General features: G+C 72.3%; 17 protein-coding genes and 1 pseudogene. 12 read left to right on the top strand and 6 right to left on the bottom strand.

Translation table 11 applies throughout. From position 1 onward, the window contains the following. Window positions 1-46 precede the first annotated feature (46 nt). The 5 genes from ACZ7M3_RS00615 (at window position 47) to mug (ending at window position 5,021) form a co-directional block, all read left to right on the top strand. Window positions 47-280: a ferredoxin gene (locus ACZ7M3_RS00615; RefSeq protein WP_351306592.1), complete on the top strand. Its 234-nt coding sequence runs from the start codon at window positions 47-49 to the stop codon at window positions 278-280. Continuing rightward, window positions 277-1,671, top strand: coding sequence for an NAD(P)/FAD-dependent oxidoreductase (locus ACZ7M3_RS00610; RefSeq protein WP_472059810.1), 1,395 nt, complete (start codon window positions 277-279; stop codon window positions 1,669-1,671). Before ACZ7M3_RS00615 ends, ACZ7M3_RS00610 begins: the two co-directional genes overlap by 4 nt. A 24-nt stretch (window positions 1,672-1,695) precedes the next feature. Further along, entirely contained in the window at window positions 1,696-2,934 is a 1,239-nt protein-coding gene (locus ACZ7M3_RS00605; RefSeq protein WP_472059809.1) for a cytochrome P450, read from the top strand. A gap of 99 nt (window positions 2,935-3,033) precedes the next feature. After that, window positions 3,034-4,476, top strand: coding sequence for an adenylosuccinate lyase (purB, locus tag ACZ7M3_RS00600; protein WP_472059808.1), 1,443 nt, complete (start codon window positions 3,034-3,036; stop codon window positions 4,474-4,476). Next, the gene (gene mug / locus ACZ7M3_RS00595) at window positions 4,473-5,021 is read left to right on the top strand and encodes a G/U mismatch-specific DNA glycosylase (protein ID WP_472060972.1); all 549 of its coding nucleotides are present in this window, start codon (window positions 4,473-4,475) and stop codon (window positions 5,019-5,021) included. The genes purB and mug overlap by 4 nt, the downstream gene beginning before the upstream one ends. Before the next feature lie 9 nt (window positions 5,022-5,030). Here the strand turns inward: mug and ACZ7M3_RS00590 are convergent, their stop codons facing one another. Genes ACZ7M3_RS00590 through ACZ7M3_RS00580 form a run of 3 tightly spaced genes read right to left on the bottom strand, consistent with a single transcriptional unit; the run spans window position 5,031 to window position 7,173 of the window. Beyond that, window positions 5,031-5,468 (bottom strand): hypothetical protein, encoded by a 438-nt coding sequence (locus ACZ7M3_RS00590; protein ID WP_472059807.1) that lies wholly within the window; start codon window positions 5,466-5,468, stop codon window positions 5,031-5,033. Between the two features lie 41 nt (window positions 5,469-5,509). After that, a complete protein-coding gene (locus ACZ7M3_RS00585; protein WP_472059806.1) occupies window positions 5,510-6,235 on the bottom strand; it encodes an ABC-2 transporter permease in 726 nt (241 codons plus the stop codon). Continuing rightward, window positions 6,232-7,173, bottom strand: coding sequence for an ABC transporter ATP-binding protein (locus ACZ7M3_RS00580; RefSeq protein ID WP_472059805.1), 942 nt, complete (start codon window positions 7,171-7,173; stop codon window positions 6,232-6,234). Before ACZ7M3_RS00580 ends, ACZ7M3_RS00585 begins: the two co-directional genes overlap by 4 nt. Window positions 7,174-7,280: 107 nt before the next feature. Here ACZ7M3_RS00580 and ACZ7M3_RS00575 point away from each other — a divergent pair, with 107 nt between their 5' ends. From ACZ7M3_RS00575 to ACZ7M3_RS00565, 3 genes are all read left to right on the top strand, one after another. Continuing rightward, on the top strand, window positions 7,281-8,447 hold the full coding sequence (locus ACZ7M3_RS00575) for a sensor histidine kinase (RefSeq protein ID WP_472059804.1): 1,167 nt from the start codon (window positions 7,281-7,283) through the stop codon (window positions 8,445-8,447). A gap of 14 nt (window positions 8,448-8,461) precedes the next feature. Beyond that, window positions 8,462-9,124, top strand: a complete 663-nt coding sequence (locus ACZ7M3_RS00570) for a response regulator transcription factor (RefSeq protein ID WP_351306610.1) — start codon at window positions 8,462-8,464, stop codon at window positions 9,122-9,124. Between the two features lie 122 nt (window positions 9,125-9,246). Further along, window positions 9,247-10,404, top strand: a complete 1,158-nt coding sequence (locus tag ACZ7M3_RS00565) for an ROK family transcriptional regulator (RefSeq protein WP_095855967.1) — start codon at window positions 9,247-9,249, stop codon at window positions 10,402-10,404. A 135-nt stretch (window positions 10,405-10,539) separates the two neighbouring features. Here ACZ7M3_RS00565 and ACZ7M3_RS00560 read toward each other — a convergent pair whose 3' ends face one another. Together ACZ7M3_RS00560 and ACZ7M3_RS00555 are read right to left on the bottom strand one after the other, a co-directional pair. Next, window positions 10,540-11,301, bottom strand: a complete 762-nt coding sequence (locus ACZ7M3_RS00560) for a GntR family transcriptional regulator (RefSeq protein WP_095855966.1) — start codon at window positions 11,299-11,301, stop codon at window positions 10,540-10,542. A gap of 255 nt (window positions 11,302-11,556) precedes the next feature. After that, the gene (locus ACZ7M3_RS00555; RefSeq protein ID WP_472059803.1) at window positions 11,557-12,441 is read right to left on the bottom strand and encodes an RNA polymerase sigma-70 factor; all 885 of its coding nucleotides are present in this window, start codon (window positions 12,439-12,441) and stop codon (window positions 11,557-11,559) included. Between the two features lie 155 nt (window positions 12,442-12,596). Between ACZ7M3_RS00555 and ACZ7M3_RS00550 the strand changes: the two genes are divergently transcribed. After that, complete coding sequence (locus ACZ7M3_RS00550; RefSeq protein WP_211118661.1) at window positions 12,597-13,427, top strand: alpha/beta fold hydrolase; 831 nt, start codon at window positions 12,597-12,599, stop codon at window positions 13,425-13,427. Between the two features lie 534 nt (window positions 13,428-13,961). Here ACZ7M3_RS00550 and ACZ7M3_RS00545 read toward each other — a convergent pair. Further along, window positions 13,962-14,318: pseudogene (locus ACZ7M3_RS00545) on the bottom strand (EamA family transporter); the annotation flags it as partial. Between the two features lie 67 nt (window positions 14,319-14,385). On the opposite strand from ACZ7M3_RS00545, the gene pdxR reads away from it, so the two are divergent. The 3 genes from pdxR to ACZ7M3_RS00530 all read left to right on the top strand — a co-directional run bounded on the left by pdxR (window position 14,386) and on the right by ACZ7M3_RS00530 (window position 19,226). Continuing rightward, on the top strand, window positions 14,386-15,786 hold the full coding sequence (gene pdxR / locus ACZ7M3_RS00540; RefSeq protein WP_472059802.1) for a MocR-like pyridoxine biosynthesis transcription factor PdxR: 1,401 nt from the start codon (window positions 14,386-14,388) through the stop codon (window positions 15,784-15,786). Window positions 15,787-15,978: 192 nt separating this feature from the next. Further along, window positions 15,979-17,577, top strand: a complete 1,599-nt coding sequence (locus tag ACZ7M3_RS00535) for an alkaline phosphatase D family protein (RefSeq protein WP_472059801.1) — start codon at window positions 15,979-15,981, stop codon at window positions 17,575-17,577. Window positions 17,578-17,801: 224 nt separating this feature from the next. Next, complete coding sequence (locus ACZ7M3_RS00530) at window positions 17,802-19,226, top strand: GNAT family N-acetyltransferase (RefSeq protein WP_472059800.1); 1,425 nt, start codon at window positions 17,802-17,804, stop codon at window positions 19,224-19,226. Window positions 19,227-19,255 lie beyond the last annotated feature (29 nt).

Here is a 19,255-nt window from a genome sequence, read left to right as displayed (position 1 = left end):
TGTGGAGGAGGGGGACGAGAACGGGCCACGGAAAGGCTGATCCTCGGTGAGGCTTGTCGTCGATCTCAACCGCTGCCAGGGATACGCGCAGTGCGCGTTCCTGGCTCCCGATGTTTTCGCCATGCACGGGGACGAGTCCCTGCTCTACAACCCCGAGGTCGAGGAGGATCGGCGCGAGGACATGGCGCGAGCCGTGGCCGCGTGTCCCGTCCAGGCCATCGTGGTGGACGCGAACTCCCCCGGCGGGAACCCCGGAACCGACCGGGAGGCCGCCCGGTGAGCGCCGACGGATCGCTGGACCGGCTCAAGCGTGCGGGTCGCATCGTCGTCGTCGGCGCCTCGCTTGCGGGACTTCGGGCAGCGGAAACCTTGCGGGAGAAGGGGTTCGCCGGTTCTCTCACGATGATCGGGGACGAGCCCCACGAGCCGTACGACCGACCGCCGTTGTCCAAGCAGGTCCTGCTGGGCAGGGCGACGGCGGACCGCACCGGCCTCCCCCGGCACCGCGCCATCGACGCGCAGTGGCGCCTCGGGGTTCCGGCCACCGGCCTCGACATGGCGGCCCGGCGGGTACGGCTGGCCGACGGCGACGAGGTGGAGTACGACCGGCTGCTCATCGCCACCGGTGTCCGGGCCAGACCCTGGCCCCAGGAGGACGAGGCGGAGCTCGACGGGGTGTTCGTGCTGCGGACCCGCGACGACGCCGAAGCGCTGGAGCGCTCGCTCGCGCAGGGCCCCCGCCGTGTGCTCGTCATCGGCGCCGGGTTCACCGGCTCCGAGATCGCCTCCGCCTGCCGGGAACGCGGGATCGCGGTCACCGTGGCCGAGCGGGCAGGCGCGCCGCTGGTCGGAGCGCTCGGTGGAGTCGTCGGCCAGGTGGCCGCCGAGCTGCACCGCAAACACGGCGTCGACCTGCGCTGTGGCGTCATGGTGACCGGCCTGGAGGGCGACTCCGCGGGACACGTCCGCGCCGCGCATTTCTCCGACGGGAACACCGTCGAGGCCGACGTGGTGGTCGTCTCCCTCGGTGCCCAGCGCAACACCGAGTGGCTCGTCGGGTCCGGACTCGGCGCGGGTCCCCGCGGGATCGCCTGTGACGCCGGGTGCCGGGCCTTCGACATCCGAGGCATCGTCACCGACGACATCTACGTGGCCGGCGATGTCGCACGGTCCCCGCACCCGCTGTTCGGATACCAGTTCCTGTCTCTGGAGCACTGGGGCAACGCCGTCGCCCAGGCCGAGACCGCCGCGCACAACATGCTGAGCGACAGTGCGGACCGCCGCCCCCACATCTGGGTGCCCGCCTTCTGGTCCTCCCAGTTCGGCGTGAACATCAAGTCCGTCGGCGTGCCGTCGATGGGGACGGAGATCCTCATCGCCCACGGCTCCCGCAGCGAGCACCGGTTCACCGGCGTCTACGGGTACCAGGACCGCGTCATCGGCGCCGTCACCTTCGACCAGACGAAGTGGCTGCAGTTCTACCAGCAGCTCATCGAGACCACGGCGCCTTTCCCGCCGACCTCCCCCACCGTGGACCGCCGCCCCGAGGGGCAGCAGCCGATGCCCGCAGACTTCCCCGACCCGTCCGTGCCCACCCACGGCCCGACCGTCACCCTCAGCGGATACGCGCCGGACGACCGGCGGCTGACGTTCGCCCCCGCTCGGCACTGATCCGACGTTCCCTAGGACGCACTCATGACCGAAGCCATCCTGCGGCAGATCATCGACTACGCCCACCGTGCCAATCCGTATCCGCTGTACGAGGAGCTGCGCAAGACGCCGGTGTACCACGACGCGGACGGACCGTTCGTCCTCAGCAGGTACTACGACATCCAGAGCCTGCTCCACGATCCGCGCATCAGCTCCGACGCCCGCAACCTGAAGACGCCGGCGACCGCGAACCCGCTGGCCGCCGAAGCGGACGACGAGACGGCCCTTCCGCCGAGCTTCCTGCGGCTCGACCCGCCGGAGCACGACCGGCTGCGGCGCATGACGAACCGGCCGTTCGGGCCGCCGCACTCCCCGCGGCGTGTCCACGAGATGCACGGCGACCTGAAGGACATCGTCTCCGGGCTCATCGACGGCATCGACAACCCGGACCGGATCGATCTGGTCGACCAGTTCTCCTATCCCTTTCCCGTGACCGTGATCTGCCGGCTGCTGGGGGTGCCGCGCGAGGACGAGACGCGCTTCCACTCCTGGGCGGACACGATCGCCGCCAGCCTGGACCCCGTCCCGGGCGCCGACACGGACGAGCGCGCCAAGGTCTCCCACAACGCCCGCACCGAGCTGGGCATGTATCTGGCCGGTCTCATCGAGGAACGCCGCAAGAAGCCCGGTGACGACATGCTGTCCCAGCTGTCCACGGCGGGAGGGCCGGACGGTGTCATGACGACGATGGAGGTCCTGAGCACCGCGGCGCTCCTGCTGATCGCCGGCCACGAGACGACGGTCAACCTCATCACCAACGGCATGCTGACCCTGCTGCGCAACCCCGACGTGCTCGAGCGGCTGCGCAAGGACCCGAACCTGGCCGTCCCCGTCGTCGAGGAGCTGCTGCGGTTCGAGCCGCCGGTGCAGCTGCTGCCGCAGCGCACCACCCTCACCGACATCGAGGTCCGCGGGGTCACCATCCCCAAGGGCGCGTCGCTGTGGCTGGTGCTGGCGGCGGGGAACCGCGACCCCGACCGCTTCGAGGATCCGGACCGCTTCGACCCGGACCGCGGGGACATCCAGCACCTCGGCTTCGGCAGCGGCATCCACAGCTGCTTCGGCGCCCCGCTCGCCCGCATGGAGGCACAGCTCGCGCTGAGCGAGCTGGCCCGCAGACTGGAGAACCCCCGGCTGCTGGAGGACCCGCCGCCCTACCGGCAGAACGCGGTCCTGCGCGGCCCGCGCCATCTGCCGATCGCCTGCGACGGCATCCGCCCCTAGGCCCTGTCCCCGCCCGGGCAGGGCCACCGCCGCTGACCTGGGCTCCGGAGCGTGCGGACGTTCCGGAGCCCGTCCGGACGGCGGGTAAACTCCGTCCACGTGACTGCCGCGCCTGCAAAGCCCCGTATCCCCAACGTCCTCGCCGGACGCTACGCCTCCGCCGAGCTCGCCACGCTCTGGTCCCCCGAGCAGAAGGTGAAGTTGGAGCGTCAGCTCTGGCTCGCCGTGCTGCGGGCGCAGAAGGACCTTGGGATCACGGTCCCGGACGCCGCGATCACCGACTACGAGCGGGTCCTCGACCAGGTCGACCTGGCCTCCATCGCCGAGCGCGAGAAGGTCACGCGGCACGACGTGAAGGCGCGGATCGAGGAGTTCAACGACCTCGCCGGGCATGAGCACGTACACAAGGGCATGACGTCCCGGGACCTCACCGAGAACGTCGAGCAGTTGCAGATCCGGCTCTCGCTGGAGCTGATGCGCGACCGCACGGTGGCCGTCCTGGCGCGGCTCGGCAAGCTGGCGGGCGAGTACGCCGAACTGGTCATGGCCGGCCGCTCGCACAACGTGGCCGCCCAGGCCACCACCCTCGGCAAGCGCTTCGCGACCGCGGCCGACGAGCTGCTCGTCGCGTACGGCCGCGTCGAGGAGCTGCTCGGCCGCTACCCGCTGCGCGGCATCAAGGGCCCGGTCGGCACCGCGCAGGACATGCTCGACCTGCTGGGCGGGGACGCGGCGAAGCTCGCCGAGCTGGAGCAGCGGATCGCCGGGCACCTCGGCTTCTCGCAGGCCTTCACCTCCGTCGGCCAGGTCTACCCGCGCTCGCTGGACTACGAGGTCGTGACCGCGTTGGTGCAGCTGGCGGCCGCGCCGTCCTCGACGGCCAAGACGATCCGGCTGATGGCCGGGCACGAGCTGGTGACCGAGGGCTTCAAGCCGGGCCAGGTCGGCTCCTCGGCGATGCCGCACAAGATGAACACCCGCTCCTGCGAGCGTGTCAACGGCCTCATGGTCATCCTGCGCGGCTACGCCTCGATGACCGGCGAGCTGGCGGGCGACCAGTGGAACGAGGGCGACGTGTCCTGCTCGGTGGTCCGCCGGGTCGCGCTGCCCGACGCGTTCTTCGCGCTGGACGGTCTGCTGGAGACCTTCCTCACCGTCCTCGACGAGTTCGGCGCCTTCCCCGCCGTCGTCGCGCGCGAGCTGGACCGCTACCTGCCCTTCCTCGCGACGACCAAGGTCCTGATGGGCGCGGTGCGCGCGGGCGTCGGCCGTGAGGTCGCGCACGAGGCGATCAAGGAGAACGCCGTCGCCTCCGCGCTCGCCATGCGCGAACAGGGCGCCGAGCGCAACGAACTCCTCGACAAGCTCGCCGCCGACGAGCGCATTCCGCTGGACCGCGCGCAGCTGGACGAGCTGATGGCCGACAAGCTGTCGTTCACCGGTGCCGCTGCCGACCAGGTCGCCGCCGTCGTCGGCCGCATCGAGGAGATCGTGAAGCAGCACCCGGAGGCCGCGGGCTACACGCCGGGGGCGATCCTCTGACGCGGCTCACTCCCGCGGACCTCGAGGCCGCCCGCGACCGGCTGGTGCCGGATGTCGTCGGGGACGGCCTCAAGGTGCTTTTCTGCGGCATCAATCCGGGATTGACGACCGCCGCCACGGGCCACCACTTCGCCCGTCCCGGCAACCGCTTCTGGCCCGTGCTGCATCTGTCGGGGTTCACGCCCCGGCTGATGAAGCCGTCGGAGCAGGGCGAGTTGCCGTCGTACGGGCTCGGCATCACGAACGTGGTGGCGCGCGCGACCGCCCGGGCCGACGAGCTGTCCGCGCAGGAGTACCGCGAGGGCGGACGGCTGCTGAGCGCGAAGGTGGAGCGACTGCGGCCGGGGTGGCTGGCGGTGGTGGGGGTGACCGCCTACAGGGCGGCCTTCGAAGACCGGAAGGCCGTGATCGGCCCGCAGGAGCGGACGATCGGGGACACCCGGGTCTGGGTGCTGCCCAACCCGAGTGGGCTCAACGCGCACTGGACGGCGACGACGATGGCCGAGGAGTTCGGACGGCTGCGGGTGGCTGCCGCCGAGGGGTAGCGGATCAGATCACGGCGGGTCGATCTCGGTGACCAGGGCGAGCAGGCTGAACTCCTGGTCGACGCCCAGCCGGGAGATGCCGAGGGCGACCCAGCGGCCGTGACCGCGCGCCTGCCAGACGTACACGTTCCGCATGTGCGCACCGAGGGAGGCCCACGGCTCCGGTATGTGCTCGTCGCCCTGCTGAGCGCGCAGGAAGACACCGTCCAGGCTCATGTGCTCCTGTTCCCCCCACCGGTCGCCGAGCCGCTGCGCAAGGCCCTCCCGCCACGCCTCGATCTGCTCCTCCCGCTCCCCGTCGTCGCCCTCCCCGGAGCCGGCGCTCCGCTCTAACTCGACGAGGTGGAAACCGGGTCCCCCGGGAATGCCGAACAACCCGCCATGCTCCACGGGGAAGTCCTGGGAGCACAGCCGGTCGATCGTGGCCAGATGCCGTGCGATGGTCATGAGATCCAGTAAAGCCGCTGCCACTGACAATTGGCGTGCCGTCAGGCGTCCCTGCTCCGTACGCTCCACGCGCCCGCCGCAAGGGCCGCCGCCGTCCAGGCTGCGGTCACCATGAGCCCGGTCCAGGGGCCGAGGGCGCCGTCCCACGTCTCGTGCAGCACCACTTGGCCCGCCCGGTCGGGCAGGAAGTCGGCCACGCCGCCCGACACTCCGCCGATCACGAAGGAGACGATCAGGAGGAACGGCACCAGGATGCCCAACGTGGCGACCGCGCTGCGCAGTACGGCCGTGAGCCCGGCGGCGAACAGGGCCATCAGCGCCAGGTAGAGGCCGCAGCCCACGGCCCCGCGTACCCCTTCGCCCCACGTCAGGCCGCCGGCCCTGGATCCGAGGACCGCCTTGCCCACGAGCAGGCTCACGAGCCCTGTCACCAGGCCGACGGCCAGCGCGGGAACCCCGATCGCCACCGCTTTGGCCGCGAACCACCGTCCCCGCCGGGGCACCGCGGCCAGCGACACCCGCAGCGCGCCGCCCCGGAACTCGGCCGCGACGGCCTGCGCGCCGAACGTGATCGCCGCGATCTGCCCGAAGCTCACGCCGAAGAACACCGAGAACAGCGGGTCGAAGTCCTGGCCCCCGGAGTCGTCGAGACCGGCGAGCGCGGAGAACGCCGCCGTCGCCAGGAGCACCGCGAGCAGTCCCGCGACGAGGGACCGCAGCGTACGGATTTTGATCCACTCCGCGTGGAGTACGGGTGCGAAGGTCATGATCGGGCCTCCTGGGGCCGGGTGGGCGACTGTACGGCGGTGAACTCGGCCTCGGCGGCCGTCAGGTCGAGGTACGCCTGCTCCAACGTGCCCTCCTCCGCCGCGAGTTCGAGGACCGGCAGGCCCGCGCCGGAGGCGAGGAGCCCGATGTCCTCCACACGTGCGTGCGGGACGGTCCACCGTCCGTCGGCATCCTCGACGGCCTCGTGACCGTGGCGTGCGAGCAGCTCGCCGAGGGCGGCGCCGTCCGTGCTGCGCACCCGTACCCGGGGCCGCACGCGCGCGTGGATGAACTCCCGCAGGGATGTGTCGGCGAGGAGCCTGCCCCGGCCGAGGACGACGAGGTGGTCGGCGAAGGACGCGGTCTCGTTCATGAGATGGCTGGAGACGAGCACCGTGCGGCCTTCACGGGCCAGTCGGCGCAGCACCTCGCGGATCCAGATGATCCCTTCGGGGTCGAGCCCGTTCGACGGTTCGTCGAGCAGCACCACGGGCGGGTCACCGAGGAGCGCGGCCGCGATACCCAGGCGCTGTCGCATGCCCAGGGAGTACGTCTTCACCCTGCGTCGCGCCACGGACGCGAGCCCCGACTCCTCCAGCACGGCGTCCACCCGGCGTTCGGAGATGCGGTTGCTCGCGGCGAGCGCGCGCAGATGGTCGCGCGCGGTGCGCGAGCCGTGTGCGGCCCCTGCGTCGAGCAGTGCTCCGACCCGGCGCAGCGGCTCGTCGCACGAGGCGTAGGGCCGGCCGCCGACGGTGGCGGTGCCGCACGTGGGCCGGTCCAGGCCCAGGACGAGCCGCATGGTGGTGGACTTTCCGGCGCCGTTGGGTCCGAGGAAGCCGGTGACGCGGCCGGGAAGCACGCTGAAGGTGAGGTCGTCCACGGCGCGCCGACTGCCGTACTCCTTGGTCAGGTTCTGGACGTCGATGCTGGTCATGGCCCCAGCCTGGCGGCCTTTGTACGGTCGGTACTCCCCCGCCGGTGGAGATCGTCTCCCCCGCTCGGGGGAAGCCGGCCCCCGGGGCCGGCTGGGACGATGGCGCGATGGCCCGCTTTCTGCGCCCGCTGTTCCTGGGGACCACCTACACGCGCCTGCTGCATCTGTGGGTGCCGACGCTGTTCGTCAGCGTGTGGCTGTTCATCGACATGTCGAGACCCTGGGTCCCCGCGGTGCTGTTGATCCCGCTGGGGCTGGTCCCGGCCGTGCGGCGGGGCGAAGGCGTGCAGGCGCGGTACATGCTGGCGCCGGACGAGCCGCGGGAGGGCGACCGGGACGCGGCGATCTCGGTCGCGCCGTCGGCGACCTGGCGGGACCGGCTGCGGACCGTGCTGTGGCTCGAAGTACGGATGGGCCTCGGGGCGGTGACGACGGTGGTCACCGTCTGGATGCCGGTGACCGCCGTCGAACTGGCCGGGGCCGCCTGCGGTCGCCCCGCCGACATCACACTGCTGCCCCTGTCGCCCCCGCCGTGGGCCTGTGCCCTGCTCGTACCCGTGCCGCTGCTCGCGCTGTACGGCGCGGTCGTCGGCCTCGGCGAGCTGGTCACAGTCATCGCCCGCCGGCTGCTGGGCCCCTCACCCGCCGAGCGCCTCGCCGCCCTTGAGGAACGCACCGAACAGCTCCTGGAACGCACGCGCATCGCCCGTGAACTGCACGACTCGATCGGGCACGCGCTGACCGTGGCGGTGGTGCAGGCGGGCGCGGCACGGGCGGCCGGCGACCCCGCGTTCACCGACCGGGCGCTGCTCGCCATCGAGGACACCGGCCGGGCCGCCCTGGAGGACCTGGAGCGCGTGCTCGGTGTGCTGCGCGAGGCGGGGCGCCCCGCGAGCGGCCGACCCACGCTGAGCGACGCCGACCGGCTCCTGGAGTCGGCGCGCGGCTCGGGTGCGAAAGTGGACGCCGAGGTGACGGGTGCGCTCGAGACCGTGCCGGGACCGGTCTCCCGCGAGGGCTATCGCATCCTCCAGGAGTCCCTGACCAACGTGCTGCGGCACGCGGGGAGCGTGCCGGTGCGGGTCCGTATCGCGGTCGACGACGGCATGCTGGGCCTGGAGGTCCGCAATCCGCTGACCGCCGGGATATCGGGGCCGGGCCGCGGCAGTGGCCTGCGGGGCATACGGGAGCGGGCGGCGCTGCTCGGCGGGCGGGCGCGGACCGGGCCGGACGGGGGCGACTGGCAGGTACGGGTCGAGCTGCCGTTGCGCTGATCTACGCTGGCCGCATGCCGGTCACCGTTCTCCTCGTCGACGACGAACCGCTCGTCCGCGCGGGTCTGCGGGCCGTCCTGGAGGCGCAGCCCGACATCGAGGTCGTCGGAGAGGCGGCCGACGGCGCCGCGGTGATCCCGCTCGTGCGGCGGCTGCGGCCGGACGTCGTCGCCATGGACGTCCGCATGCCGCTCATGGACGGCATCGAGGCCACGCGCGCGGTCCTGCGGACCGTGAGCGATCCCCCGAAGATCCTCGTCGTGACCACGTTCGAGAACGACGAGTACGTCTACGAGGCGCTGCGCGCGGGTGCCGACGGATTTCTGCTGAAGCGGGCCAGGCCCGCCGAGATCGTGCACGCCGTGCGGCTCGTCGCGGAGGGCGAGTCGCTGCTGTTCCCGGCGTCCGTACGGCAGTTGGCGGCCGAGTACGGGGACGGCGGCGGGAATCCGGCGGCGCGGTCGGCCATGGAGCGGGCCGCGCTGACCGAGCGGGAGGCGGAGGTGCTGCGGCTGATGGCCCGGGGGCTGTCGAACGCGGAGATCGCCGGGCGGCTGATCGTCGGGACCGAGACGGTCAAGTCGCACGTCAGCGCCGTACTGGCGAAGCTGGGTGCCCGGGACCGTACGCAGGCGGTCATCGCGGCGTACGAGTCGGGGTTCGTGGCCCCTGGCTGAAACGGCGGTCCCCCGGTGGCCGAAGCGACCGGTCGGTAGCAAAGGAGGTCCCCGGCTCTCGCCGGGGCGCGCCGTGCCGAGTACGATCCGGCCAACACGCGCACGAGCTGGGAGGACGGACGTTGGGGCGGTTGACCGGCGGGGACCCCTCTCTGCTGCGAAGGATCAATTCCGCGGTGGTGCTGCACGCGTTGCGTGCCACGGACTGCGCGACGCTGACCGAGATCACCCGGGTGACCGGATTGTCCCGGCCCACGGTCGAAGGTGTCGTGGAAGGGCTGATCGAAGCCGGGCTCGTGGTCGAGAAGGCGGCCGAGGAGGGCGCGGCACGGCGTCAGGGCCGTCCCGCGCGGAGGTTTCGGTTCCGGGCCGAGGCGGGCCATCTGCTGGGCCTGGAGATCGGTCCCCATCGCGTCGCCGGGCTCCTCGCCGATCTGGACGGCCGGGTACTGGGAGCCATGTCCAAGGAGGTGGACGAGACCGCGTCGGCGGACGAGCGGCTGGAGAGGCTGCGCACGGCGGTCGCCGATCTGCTGCGCCGCGCGGGTGTCGCGCGCAACTCCCTGCGTGCGGTCGGCGTGGGCAGCCCGGGGATCGTCGAGGCGGACGGCACCGTACGCCTGGGCACGGCGCTGCCGGAGTGGACGGGGCTACGCCTGGGCGACCGGCTGAACCGTTCCTTCAAATGCCCGGTGCTCGTCGAGAACGACGCCAACGCGGCGGCGGTCGCCGAGCATTGGAAGGGCTCGGCGACGGAGTCGGACGATGTGGTGTTCGTGCTGGCCGGGCTGAGCCCGGGGGCCGGTTCGCTGATCGGCGGGCGGCTGCACCGGGGGTACGGGGGCGCCGCCGGGGAGATCGGGGCACTCCATCTGCTCGGCCGCGGAGCCACTCCCGAGACGCTGCTGTCGACCACGGACGAGCCCCTGCACCCGCTCGACGAGCAGGCCGTCGCCGAGGTGTTCGCGCTGGCCAAGGGCGGTGACCAGCGGGCTCGCGCGGCGGTCGACCGCTTCATCCAGCGCCTCGTGCACGACGTGGCGGCCCTCGTCCTGGCCCTCGACCCGGAACTGGTCGTCGTCGGCGGCTGGGCGGCGGGTCTGGACGGCGTACTGGAACCGCTGCGGCGCGAGCTGGCGCGCTACTGTCTGCGCCCGCCCAAGGTGGCGCTCTCCCTGCTGGGCGAGGCGGCCGTCGCGACGGGCGCCCTGCGGCTGGCCCTCGATCATGTGGAGGAGCAGCTGTTCGCGGTGGAGGGGACCGTGACCGCACGCCGCTGACCGGCGGTCTCACGGACGCGGGAAACCGGCCACCGGCCTCACGGGCACGAAAAAAGCCGTCACACCCCGGAGTGTTCCGGGGCGTGACGGCTCAGACCTGGGGGCCTGTCGTGTGGATCAGGCCTGGGCCGCGGCTCAGGAAGCCCGGCGCTCGGGGTCGTGGTGGATCTCCACGCCGCCGGAGTCGCCGAAGGTCAGTCGGCAGGTGTCGGCGCGGTACGTGGCCACGGAGACCGCGGCGGTGCGCCCCTCGGCGAAGTAACGGGTCGTGACGACGAGGACGGGCGCCCCGGGCAGCCGGTCCAGCTCCTTGGCGTCGTCCGCGCGGGCCGAGCCGAGCTCCACGGCGCGGTCCTGGCCCTCCAGGTCGAGGTGCTGCAGTTCGCGCAGCACGGCACGGGCGAGGGTCGCCCCCGACGGGGCGTCGATCGCGGAGAGGCCGGGCACCGAGGACGCCGGGATGTAGAGCAGCTCGGCGGCGACCGGCTGGCCGTGCGTCACCCGGGAGCGGCGGATCGTGTGCACCTGGTCGTCGGGGGCCGTCTCCAGGACCTCGGCCACCGCGGCGGGCGGGACCGCCACCGCGCAGTCCACGGGCCGCCAGGCGTCGCCGACCGCGCCCGGCCACACATGCTGCTCGGTTCCGACGGCCACGCCCACGCGCGGCGGGGCGACGGTCGTGCCCACCCCGCGACGGCGCTGCAGTCGCCCTTCGAGCTCCAGCTGCTCCAGCGCCTGGCGCAACGTGGCGCGGGCGACGCCGAACCTGGCCGCGAGATCGCGTTCGTTGGGCAGAACCTCGCCCACGGAGAACTCGGAGTCCAATGCCTCGGTGAGCACCGTCTTGAGATGCCAGTACTTCGGCTCCGGCACCGTTTCCAGCTGCGTGGTCCCCACCCTGTCCTCCGCAATCGCCGTGGCCCGGCGGCGTTTTAGCGCCCTTGTTTATTAAAGGTTCTTGCACTATCCCTGCGACCATAGGGCCGCCCCCACCCTTGGTCAAGACCAATCCTCGATCCCTTACGCATTGCGGAGGCGCCTTGCCGCGCAGCGTTCACAGGGCGTTCGCGCGCGGTGATGTTCGTGACACAACGTCGCAAGCCCCCGTCCAGAAGACGGGGGCTTGCGAGGGGCATGAGGGGACCGCAGTGGCTACTGATTGCCCAGGGACACCAGCTTCTCGGGGTTGCGCACGATGTAGACGCACTGGATCCGGCCGTCCACGACATCCAGCTGGACGATGCTGTCGGGCTTGTCGCCGGAGAGGACGAGGAGCGCGGCGCCTCCGTTGAGCTCCAGGAAGCGGTACGACAGGTCGGAAACACCCTGCTGGGCGACGGCGTGGAGGAAACGGCCCACCTTGTCGGCGGTCTCAATGACCCGCAGCGGCGCCTTGGACAGTCCGCCGCTGTCGCCGATCAGGCGGACGTCCGGGGCCAGCAGGGACATGAGCCCCTCCAGGCCCCCTCCGGCCGCCGCCGCGAGGAACCGCTCGGTCAGGTCGCGGCGTTCGGCCGGGTCGACCTCGTAGCGCGGGCGGCGCTCCTCGACGTGCTTGCGCGCCCGTCCGGCGAGTTGGCGCACGGCGGGCTCGCCCCGGTCGAGGACGGCGGCGATGTCCGTGTACGGGTAGCCGAACGCCTCTCTGAGGACGAACACCGCGCGTTCCAGGGGCGACAGGGACTCCAGGACGACGAGGACGGCGAGCGAGACGGAGTCGGCGAGCACGGCCCGCTCGGCGGTGTCGGGGGCGGTGTCCCCGAAGTCGGTGACGTACGGCTCGGGAAGCCACGGTCCCACGTACGCCTCGTTGCGCGACTGCACCTGGCGCAGCCGGTCGACGGCGAGCCGGGTGGCGATGCGCACCAGGTAGGCGCGTGGTTCGCGCACCTCGGTGCGGTCGGCGCCGGACCAGCGCAGCCAGGCTTCCTGGACGATGTCCTCGGCGTCGGCCACCCGTCCCAGCATGCGGTAGGCGACGCCCATCAGTACGGGGCGGTGCTCTTCGAAGACCTCGGTCGCGGTGTCGATGGTCACGGCCCCATCCCATCCCGGCCCATCCCGCCGTGTCCAGGCGGCGCCGGTGAACGCGTCGGTCTCGTGGCGACCGGGGGCTACCCGTCGGTAGCAGTTGCTGACAAGCTGTCTACGAAGACGGTTCGTCAACGTGCCACCAGACGAGGAGCAGCATCATGTCCGCCACGGTCTCCTTCAGCCTTCCCTCCGCGCACGGTCCGCGGACCGTGACCATGTCCTACGCGCGCGTGGGCACCGGAGAACCGCTGCTCCTGCTGCACGGCATCGGCCACCACCGGCAGGCCTGGGACCCGGTCGTGCACATACTGGCCGCCGAACGCGAGGTGATAGCCGTCGACCTGCCCGGGTTCGGCGAGTCCCCGGCGCTGCCCGACGGGCTCACGCACGACCTCGGGACGGTGGTGCCCACCCTCGGCGGGCTGTGCGAGGCGCTGGAGATCGAGCGTCCGCACGTGGCGGGCAACTCCCTGGGCGGCCTGCTGGCCCTGGAGTTGGGCCGCGAGAAGCTCGTACGGTCCGTCACCGCGATCTCGCCCGCCGGGTTCTGGTCGCCGGTCGAGCGGCGTTACGCCTTCGGTGTGCTGCTGGCGATGCGGCAGGGCGCGCGGCGCCTGCCGCTCCCGGTGATCGAGCGGCTCTCCCGCTCGGCGGCCGGACGGGCCGCCCTGACCAGCACCATCTACGCCCGACCCGGCCGCCGTTCACCCGAGGCCGTGGTCGCCGAGACCCTCGCGCTGGCCCATGCCGAGGGCTTCGCCGACACCCTCCGGGCCGGCACCACCGTCCAGTTCACGGACGACATCCCGGGGCTGCCCGTCACCGTGGCCTGGGGCACCCGGGACCGGCTGCTGGTGCGCCGCCAGGGGATCCGGGCCAAGCACATCATTCCCCGGGCCCGGCTGGTGCGGCTGCCGGGCTGCGGTCACGTCCCGATGAACGACGATCCGGCGCTCGTCGCCCGTGTGATCCTCGACGGCAGCCGCTGACCGACGCCGGGTGAGGCGCCACGCGCCGGAGCCCAGGACGACGCCCGCGCCGACCAGGGCGCTGCCCGCGGCCTGCGCGGCGCCGTACGCGCCGGCGCCGACCAGCGGCGCCGTGCAGGCCGCGGCGACGGGGATGAGCCCGGAGAAGAGCGTGGCGCGCTCCGCGCCGATGCGCTGCATGCCCATGTACCAGCACACGAAGCCGACGACCGTGACGACCGCCGCCTGCCACAACAGCGCGGCGGCCTCGGTGGTGTCCGGCGTCCGCAGCCATGCGCCGCCGGTGAGGCGCGCGGTGATGATCCCGGCCACCGCCGACTCGACCGCGGCGATCCCGCAGACGGTGGCCGACAGCAGCCGGGGCCCGAGCGGACGCAGCACCGGTACGGCGAGCACCGCGAAGCCCACCTCGCCCGCGAGCGCGCACACGGAGTACGCGATCCCCGTGCCGTCGGTGCGGCCCCAGCCCTGGACCGTGAAGGCGCCCAGCGCGACGAGCGACGCGCCGTACAGGACCGGACGTCGGGGCCGGCGACCCTCGAGAAGGGGGACGACAACGGCCACGACCACCGGGGCGCAGCCCACGAAAACGCCCGGAACGGCTGGTTCCGCGGTGCGTTCGGCGGCGATCACGGCGAGGTTGAAGCCGACCATGCCGACGGCCGCGAGCAGCGCGAGGCGCCCCCACCGGCGTACCGCGAGCCGCCGCAGCGGTGCCGTGCCACCCCGTCCGACCAGCGGCAGGAGCAGCACGCAGGCGAGACCGTAGCGAAGGAACTGACCGCCCGCGTACGGGTAGTGGCCCAGGACGCTGTTGGCGGTGAAGGAGCCTCCGACGAGGACGCAGGCGAGGGCGGCGAGCAGCGACCCGCGCAGGGTGGTGGTGTTCATGACGGTGACGCTACGAAGGGAGGCGGTCCGGTTTAAGGTCCACTTTCATGACGCCATCGGGGACCACATGACGCCGTCGGGGGCCGCCTGGGAGCTGCTTGTGCCGGCCGCTTCGGCACCGGCACGCGCGCGTGGGCGCGCTTTGCAGGCCGCGCTGCGCGAGGCGGTCCGCACGGGGCGGCTCGCGCCGGGCACCCGGCTGCCGTCCAGCCGCGAGCTCGCCGCCGACCTCGGGGTGTCGCGGGGGCTGGTCACGGAGGCGTACGAGCAGTTGACCGCGGAGGGGTATCTGCGCAGCGACCGGGGCGCGGGGACCTGGGTCGGCGGCGCCGCCCGGGCGGCCCACCCGCGCGCGCGTGACCTCGCACCGCGCCCCGCCGGGGCCCGCGCCGACTTCCTTCCCGGGACACCGGATCTGTCCCTGTTCCCGCGCGCCGCCTGGGCGGCCGCCCAGCGCGGGGTCCTCGCCGAACTGCCCCACCAGGCGCTCGGTTACCCGGATCCGCGCGGTCTGCCCCGGCTGCGCACCGCCCTCGCCGAACTGCTCGCACGGCGCCGCGGCGTGGTCGCGGACCCCGAGCGCGTCATCGTGGTCTCCGGGGTGGCGCAGGCGACGACCCTGCTCGGATTCGTGCTCCACGCGCGTGGGGCGCGCGCGATCGGCGTCGAGGACCCCGGAAGCCCGGAGCACGGCACTCTCTACGCCTCGGCCGGCCTCGACGCCGTACCGCTGCCGTTGGACGACGAAGGGCTGGCCACCGGGCCGCTGAAGGAGTCGGGCGTACGGGCGGTGGTGACCACGCCCGCCCACCAGTTCCCGTCGGGGATCGCCTACTCGGCGCGGCGCCGCACGGAACTCCTCGACTGGGCGCGCTCGGTGGACGGTCTGGTGGTCGAGGACGACTACGACGGGGACTTCCGCTACGACCGTGCTCCCGTGGGGGCACTACAAGGGCTCGATCCCGAGCGCGTCGCCTACACGGGGTCGGTCAGCAAGTCGCTCGCGCCCGGGCTGCGGCTCGGCTGGCTGCTCGTACCGGCGGCGCTCGCCGAGGAGGTGGTCGAGCGCAAGCGCACCATGGATCTGGGGAACCCCGTCGTGGACCAGGCACTCCTGGCCCGCTTCGTGGAACGGGGCGACTACGACCGACAGCTGCGCCGCTGCCAGCGCGCCTACCGGGAACGGCGCGACACCCTCGTATCCGCCCTGGACGAGCACTTTCCCGGTACCGAGGTGTCCGGGATCGCGGCGGGTCTGCATGTCATCGCCGCGCTGCCCGGGCGGTACGGGCCGCCGGAGTACTTCCTGGAGCGCACCGCGGCGGCGGGGGTGGCCGTGCGTCCGCTGACGGACTACGGGCGGGCGGTCGAGCGCGCCGACGTACGGCTGGTGCTCGGTTACGCCCACCAGTCCCCCGCGCGGATCCGCGACGGCGTACGCCTGATGGCACAGGCGCTGCGCGCCTGACCGCTGAGGGGGCGTCCGTCCGAGGGGGAAGCCGGAGCATCCGTGGGACGTGCGCGGTCGGAGGCGTACGTCGGTGCGCTTGCGTGCGGGGCCAGTTGTTCACTTGTGGTTTCCGTGTGCGCTGCGGCGCACCCGTAGTTGTGGCTAGGCACACCGGCCGACTCCGTCGACTCCGTCCCTGGAGGCGCATTCATGTCACACCGCCCGCAAAGCCCTCTCCCCCTCCCCGGTCGCCGCGGCGTCCTGCGCGGATCCCTCGCCGCTTCCGCGGCCCTGGCCCTGCCCACCGCACTCGGCTCGGCCCCGGCGTTCGCGCTGTCCGGGCGGCCCAGGGCGGGGTGGGGCGTCCAAGCCGGAGACGTGAGCGCGCACTCCGGCCTGGTGTGGGTCCGCTCGGACCGCCCCGCCCGGATGATCGTCGAGACGTCCGCGACCGAGTCGTTCCGCAACCCCCGCAGATGGCACGGTCCGCTGCTCGGCGCGGACTCCGACTTCACCGGTACGACACGGCTGCGCGGACTGCCCTCCGGCGAGCAGATCCACTACCGCGTGCTGCTGGCCGACCCCGACGACCCGCGCCGTACGGGCGAGCCGGTGGCCGGCACCTTCCGCACCGCGCCCGCGAAGCGGCGCCACGACGTCCGGTTCGTCTGGTCCGGTGACCTGGCCGGACAGGGCTGGGGCATCAACGAGTCCATCGGCGGTTACCGGATCTTCGACGCCATGGCGAAGGTGGACCCGGACTTCTTCCTGTGCAGCGGCGACAACATCTACGCCGACGGCCCGATCTCCGCCACGGCGGCGCTTCCGGACGGCAGCCTGTACCGGAGCATCACGACCGAGGAGAAGTCGCACGTCGCGGTCACCCTGGCCGACTACCGGGGCAACTTCCGCTACAACCTGCTGGACTCGGCGCTGCGCCGGTTCAACGCGCGGGTTCCGAACATCGTCCAGTGGGACGACCACGAGGTGCGCAACAACTGGTACCCGGGCGAGGTCATCGGGTCCGGCACCCCCTACCCGGCCGGCACGAGACTCGACGACCTGGCCGTCCGTGCCCGGCGGGCGTTCTCGGAGTACTTCCCGATCTCCACCATCAGCGGACGCCCGGACGGACGGATCTACCGGACCGTCCACCACGGCCCCCTCCTGGACGTGTTCGTCCTGGACATGCGGACCTACCGGAACGCCAACTCGCCCGACGACCAGACGACCGACCCGCAGGGCATCCTCGGCCGCGAGCAGCTGGAGTGGCTCAAGCGCGAGCTGGCCGCGTCGCGCGCGGTGTGGAAGGTCATCGCCGCCGACATGCCGCTCGGCCTGGTCGTGCCCGACCCGGTCGAGGGCAAGCCGAACATCGAGGCCGTCGCCCAGGGCGACCCGGGCGCGCCGCTCGGCCGCGAACTGCAGATCGCCGAGCTGCTGCGGTTCATCAAGCACCGGCGGATCACCGGGACCGTATGGCTGACGGCCGACGTCCACCACACCTCGGCGCAGCACTACGACCCCTCGCGGGCCGCTTTCAAGGACTTCGAGCCGTTCTGGGAGTTCGTCTCCGGACCGCTCAACGCGGGCGCCTTCCAGGCGAACGCCCTGGACGGCACGTTCGGCCCCGACCGGGTCTTCGTCAAGGCTCCCGCCACCGCGAATGTCTCGCCGGCGGACGGTTACCAGTTCTTCGGCGAGGTCGACATCGACGGCGACAGCGGGGAGCTGACGGTGCGGCTGCGCGACCTGGACGGCACGGTGCTGTTCACACAGGTGTTGCAGCCGGGGCGTGTGGGTCAGTAACGGCGCCCAACTCCCGTACCCTCAAAGGGTTGGGCCGCGCACCGGAGTCATCCCCCGGTGCGCGGCCGCTCTCGTGACCAGGCACGTAAGCCAGGTGATCCGAGGCAGGCAAAACAAGGGCAAAAAGAACCGCAAAAAGGATAGAACGACACTTTACCGATCAGTCACAGACCGTTCGTGATCACGCAACACCATTCCTTCACAGTGGTTGCATGACTCCAGACATGTCTGATGTGACCCGGGCGAAGCACGGACGCCCCGTCCACCACTGGCGACGCGACGTGGTCGAGCTCGCCGCCCTGTTCACGGCCGTCGCGGTCGCCGACGCCGTCGCCAATCTGATCGGACACGGCCCCGACGGCCCGGCCCTGCTGGTGATCTCGTCCGTGGTCCTGGTGGCCACGGCCGGATTCCACACATGGTGGGCACGCCGCCACGGTCACGCGCCGCCCGCGGGCGATACCGGTGCCCGGACCCTCGCCGTGGGGCGAGAGGCCGGGCAGTCCGACCGGGCCACGGCGGCGCCGGAGGCCGTCACGGGAGAGACCGTCCTGTGGCGGATGCGGACGACGGTGAAGGACGAGCCGGGTTCGCTGGCCGCGCTGTGCATGGCGCTGGCCCACCAGCGGGTCGACATCCTGAGCCTGCAGACGCACCCGCTCGCCGAGGGCACGGTCGACGAGTTCCTGCTGCGCGCGCCCGTCGAGCTGGACGCGTCCGAGATCACCCGCGCCGTCTCGCTGGCCGGCGGCACCGGAACCTGGATCGAACGGGCCGACGCCCACGATCTGGTGGACGCTCCGACACGCGTCCTGGGACTGGCCACGCGCACGGCTTTGGACGCCGCGGAACTTCCGCTCGCCCTCCGGCAGTTGCTCGGTAGGTGCACCATTCGTTCGCTGCCCGCCCGCTCCCCCGGGTCGGGTCGGGCGGAAGAGGGTGCGCCGGTCGAAGGAGTGCTGGAAGACACGGTGATGCGGTTGCGCGCACCGGAGGGTGGGGTGATCACGGTGGAGCGGCCGTATCTGCCGTTCACGCCGACCGAGTTCGCTCGGGCGCGGGCGTTGGTGGAGCTGGACGCGCGGCTGGGTCCACGCATCCCGCTCAACCAGGACATGCTGACACTGCCGGAGGGCCCCGCGATCACCGTGCGTCGCGCCGACGTCTCCGATGTCGCCGCGGCGAAGGCGATGCACGAGCGCTGCTCCCCGCGCACGTTGAGCATGCGCTACCACGGGCCGGTCGGTGACGCGGACCGCTATCTGAACCACCTGCTCAGCCCGCGCTTCGGTCGCACCCTCGCCGTGCAGACGGCGTCGGGACGCGTCGTCGGGCTCGGCCATCTCCTCTGGGACGGCGACGAGACGGAGATCGCGCTGCTCGTCGAGGACGACTGGCAGCGGCGCGGGATCGGCGCCGAACTGCTCGGCCGGCTCGTGACGATGGCCGTCGAGGCGGGCTGCGAGAGCGTGTACGCCGTCACGCAGGCCTCCAACACCGGCATGGTCGCCGCCATGCGCGGCCTGGACCTTCCCCTCGACTACCAGATCGAGGAGGGCACCCTCGTCATCACGGCCCGCCTGAACGCCACACCGGTGGCCTCCCGGCTGCCGTACGACCTGGAGCAGAAGCAGGGGCAGAAGAAGTAGGACGGACACCGGGAGGCCCCGGACACCTC

Source organism: Streptomyces sp. NPDC111656, from assembly GCF_055656965.1.
The sequence above is the reverse complement of the archived record's forward strand: the minus strand, read 5'-3'. Positions and strand labels throughout refer to the sequence as shown.

Bases quoted from the DNA above. Each gene is read 5' to 3' on its own strand.
- ACZ7M3_RS00605 (WP_472059809.1), top strand. From the start codon at position 1,696: ATGACCGAAGCCATCCTGCGGCAGATCATCGACTACGCCCACCGTGCC.
- ACZ7M3_RS00590 (WP_472059807.1), bottom strand. From the start codon at position 5,468: ATGACCATCGCACGGCATCTGGCCACGATCGACCGGCTGTGCTCCCAG.
- ACZ7M3_RS00585 (WP_472059806.1), bottom strand. From the start codon at position 6,235: ATGACCTTCGCACCCGTACTCCACGCGGAGTGGATCAAAATCCGTACG.
- ACZ7M3_RS00580 (WP_472059805.1), bottom strand. From the start codon at position 7,173: ATGACCAGCATCGACGTCCAGAACCTGACCAAGGAGTACGGCAGTCGG.
- ACZ7M3_RS00575 (WP_472059804.1), top strand. From the start codon at position 7,281: ATGGCCCGCTTTCTGCGCCCGCTGTTCCTGGGGACCACCTACACGCGC.
- ACZ7M3_RS00570 (WP_351306610.1), top strand. From the start codon at position 8,462: ATGCCGGTCACCGTTCTCCTCGTCGACGACGAACCGCTCGTCCGCGCG.
- ACZ7M3_RS00550 (WP_211118661.1), top strand. From the start codon at position 12,597: ATGTCCGCCACGGTCTCCTTCAGCCTTCCCTCCGCGCACGGTCCGCGG.
- pdxR (WP_472059802.1), top strand. From the start codon at position 14,386: ATGACGCCGTCGGGGGCCGCCTGGGAGCTGCTTGTGCCGGCCGCTTCG.
- ACZ7M3_RS00535 (WP_472059801.1), top strand. From the start codon at position 15,979: ATGTCACACCGCCCGCAAAGCCCTCTCCCCCTCCCCGGTCGCCGCGGC.
- ACZ7M3_RS00530 (WP_472059800.1), top strand. From the start codon at position 17,802: ATGTCTGATGTGACCCGGGCGAAGCACGGACGCCCCGTCCACCACTGG.